Raw genomic sequence first — 4,363 nt, 5'->3', positions numbered from 1 at the left:
GGAGACCGGCCGCCCGCTCCCGCCCGCCGACCGCAAGGCCCTGCTCGCCTCGGTGAAGGCCCAGATGACCAAGCAGATCATGCGCTACCCATCACAGAGAAGAAGAAGGAGGAGACAGTCATCCGTACTGGTCATCACTGCAGCAACCGCGTTGATCGCCTCCACCTTCACCGCGAGCGCTGCACAAGCGGCGATACCGAACCCGTCGAAGAAGTCGACGCAGAAGCAGGCCGTCACACCGGAGCAGAAGTCCGCGTCGGCGGTCCCGCTGAAGGATCGTGACACCGTTCTCGGGAAGGGCTGGAAAACCTCCGCGGACCGGGCAGTGACCGCCGTCGCAGACAGCGACGGCTTCCATCTCCTGGTCGCCGACAGCAGGAACGGCTACAGCTGGAAGACGGCTGCCGTGCTGAGCGAGCCGCAACTGCCCGCCGACACCTGGATCGGCAACCAGTGCGTCATGGACGACCACCACGCGGCCGTCGTCTACGCTCCCCGCACCTTCACCAATAAACCCGACCTGATGATGGGCGGCGCGTTCACCGCGATCGTGAACCTGGACGACGGTAGCGTCACCAAGCTGCCGTTCACCGCATCCCTGGCCTACTTCGACCCCACGTGCAGCCCGGCCACGCACACCGCCGTCTTCACCGCCCTGCGCGACACCAAGACCCGCCTGGTCACGGTGAACACCAAAGGCACTACGGTCGCTGACACCACCGCGAAGGGCGAGATAACCTCCGCTGTCCCCACCAAGGACGGTGTGATAGCCGCCGCCGGAAACCGGCTCGTCCGCGTCGACCGCAAGGGCAGAACAGCCCGGCTTGCCACCACGACGCACGCGCCGTACGACATCCATGTGACCGGTGACGGCACGGTCAGCTACATCGACCGCACCGGCGACACCAACGCCCACGTACAGACCTACGCCCACGGCAGGAAGACGACCCTCGCCAGCGGCAAGCTCACTGCGATGGACCTGCGCCAGGGCACCGACGGCACGGTCTACCTCATCGGAAGGGCCAGCCACGGCAAGAGCTTCGCGGCCAGCGGCATCAAGTCGCTGAATGTCTCACCCGACGCGGAGCTCTCCACCCGCGGTCGCCTTGCCGTCGACACGGTGGTTTCCCCCGCTGTGCAGGCGGGCGTCGACAACGTCACGAACGCCAGCCGAGACGTCACCGGCCCCGCAACCAGGGAACCCGCGGCCGAGACGACGACGGGCCACACCAGTCATGTCCTGACCGTGACCGGCACGGTCGTGGGCACAGGCCGGCACACGAAGCAGCAGACCGTCGAGCCCGGCACCACCGCGGGCGGCAGGCCGTCGCCGGCACTGACCGGCTCCGCGAAGCCGCAGCTGTCCACGATGAGCACCCTGACCACGGCCGACGACGACGCCAGGGCCCACGACCCCATCGACACCGACGCCTGGTGCTCCGTGCCCCGCAACGACGTCAAGGCCCAGGCTCTGCAGCCCACCCCCAACCAGGTCGAATGGGCCGTCGACATGGCCGTCCGGAACGATCTGCGCTCCGGCTACCTCACCCAAGGCGGCTGGCGCTCACAGACCGGACTCTCCACCATCGACCCCCAGGGCCTGTATCCCTCCCCGCCGCTGAACACCGGCAACGGACAACGCATACCCGCCCAGGTCGAACTGGGCATCCTCGCCCAGGAGTCCAACCTGTGGCAGGCCGAGTCCGGCGCCATCCCCGGCCAGATGGGCAGCCCCCTGGCGGCCGTCGACGGCTACTACGGCCACCAGAGCGGCGGATCCCTCGACGACTTCTGGACCATTCACTGGGACAAGTCCGACTGCGGCTACGGCGTCGGCCAAGTCACCGACGGCATGCGCAAGGCCGGACACGAGAAGCCCGGTGAGAAGTCCAAGGACGTCACCACACAACGCGCGATCGCCCTCGACTACACCACCAACATCGCCGCCTCGCTCTACATCCTCGCCGACAAATGGAACGAGGTGCACCAGTCCGGCCAGACGATCACAGTCAACAACGACGACCCCGCCAAGCCCGAGAACTGGTTCACCGCCGTGTGGAACTACAACCTCGGCTTCAACAAGAAGGCGGACGAAGCCACCAACGGCAACTGGGGCCTGGGCTGGTACAACAACCCCGCCAACCCCGTCTACCCCGCCTCCCGGCTGGCCTTCCTGAACACCGACCTCGACCCGCTGGCCGCCAAAGACGCCGCACATCCCCAGAACTGGCCCTACGAGGAGAAGGTGATGGGCTGGGCCGCCTGGTCCCAGGACACCGGCCACTCCTACGCGACCTCCGGCCGCCAAGACTGGCCCGGCGAGTCCGGCTTCTCCTCCGCCGGCTTCTACCCCGCCACCTGGAACGGCACCACCGGAACCGTCATCGACCCGTCCAGCGGGAAATACCGCCGAGCGCACGTCTCACCGGCACTCGACGCGTTCTGCAACACCAAGAACAACTGCGACACGGCCAACCCGCCCGACTGCCCCGACGCCGCCTGCTACGCCCAGTACTGGTGGCACGAATCCAACGTCACCTGGAAGTCCGACTGCGCCACCAGCTGCGGCAACGAACACATCAAATACCTGACCCTGGTCAGTGAACCCGGCCGCGGTTACCGACTCCAGTACGGCACGCCCGTGTGCTCCGGCGCACCCTCGGGCGCGAAGATCGTCGAGTCCGTACCGCAAGGAACCGACACCTGGAGCGACTGCGGCACCACCACGACCGACGGCTCGTTCCAGTTCACCTTCTACGCGGACCCCAACGCCACCGGCCCGGGCCTCGGACAGTACGACGCGAAAGCCGACCTGCACCAGATCGGCGGCGGCTACAACGGCCACTTCTGGTTCACCCACGCACGCGACACCGACCACCTCGGCGGCGACAGCGGACGCATGACCATCCTCGGCGACTGGAAACTGAACTCCGCCATCTCCGGTAGCGAGGCCGAGGTCTTCGTACACGTCCCGGACACCGGCGCGCAGGTCTCCAACGCCACTTACAAGGTCATCACCCCCTTCGGGGCAGTGACCAAGACCATCGACCAGAACTCCCAGAACAACAAATGGGTCTCCCTCGGCGCCTACAACTTCCAGGACCAGGCCCCCGAGGTGCAGCTGACCAACTCCACATCAGACGGCGCGGCCGACAAGGACGTCGCCTACGATGCCGTCGCGTTCGCACCCGGCGACTACTCCGGCATCCCTGACAATGGCACCTTCCCAGCACCGGACGAAACTGCTCCGGACCCGGCGGACGACATCACACCGCAGAGCATCGACGAGCCCTTCTTCACCCCCGGAGGCGGATCCGGACTGGCCGCGAAGCCGAGTGTGAAAACCGCCGCCACCACCGCGGTGAGCGGCGACGAAACGGAGACATGCACGGTGGCGGAGAAGTCCATCACCTACAACCGCACCTCCGCATGTGCGTACGACGACATCACAATCTCCGCGTACGACGCCAGCAACGGCGAGTACATCGGAAGCGCCACGTTCAGCGTACGCCTGAGTGTCCACACGGATCCAAACTCCGCCACCATCAAGGAAGAAGCGAGGGTCGCTCTCCTTTCCACGACTGCCGGTATCGACACAGCGCGGTTCATCTTTGACGCGGAATGCCGCGGATACTGCTCAGCCAGCACACCACAGTGGGCGGGGTCCGACACCTGGACCAAGGGCGACTCGCACACCGCCACATACACCAGAGATCTCACCTGGGACCAGAGCGGAACGATAGGCATCAAGGGGGATATAACTCCCTATTGGACGGCCAACGCCTCCCTCAACGGTTCCGCCACGAAGGACGACGCCGTCGTGGAAAAGGACCCCCTCGTCATCCGCTGCGACACGAAGGTCAAGACCACGCCGGGCTGCGTCTTCGGCTGGGACAAGCCGACGTACGTCATGAACAGCCAGAAGTGGTCGGCGGCAGCGGCGCATGCCTGGTTGATGCAGCACAAGCTTCCCAGCCACTTTGGACTCAAGGGGCAGGGGCAGCCGCTGAAGTACCTCGGAAACGAGGTGATGGCCCCTTCCGACCCCACCAAGACACAGCGGGCGGTCAATCGGGACACCATCTGCGGAAGAACCGTAGACAATTTCCAGCCGTACCTTCCCGCTAATGGTCCGGGTACGGTACTGCAATCTGCATCGGACACTGTCAGTTGTGACGAGATCGCCTTCGCATCCACCTACCAGAGCGGAGGAACGCCGGCGAGTATCGGCGGTACAAACCCGGTGAAGACCAACGGCAACGAGTGTGTACAGACCTTCGTCGGCAAGAGGACCGACGGCTCGTGGTACATCGACCTGCGCAAGGACTTCCCGATGCCGACCTGGCGCGAGGGGTGTGGACGC

General features: G+C 65.6%; 1 protein-coding gene. It reads left to right on the top strand.

The genetic code is table 11. The features are described 5' to 3' along the window. A partial coding sequence (locus ABZ646_RS41125) for a Tat pathway signal protein (RefSeq protein ID WP_360531241.1) occupies window positions 1-4,363 on the top strand: 4,363 nt, incomplete at both ends.

The organism is Streptomyces sp. NPDC007162, assembly GCF_040634175.1.
Classification (GTDB): domain Bacteria; phylum Actinomycetota; class Actinomycetes; order Streptomycetales; family Streptomycetaceae; genus Streptomyces.
Note: the sequence above shows the minus strand (reverse complement) of the source record. Positions and strands in the feature narration are given on the sequence as shown.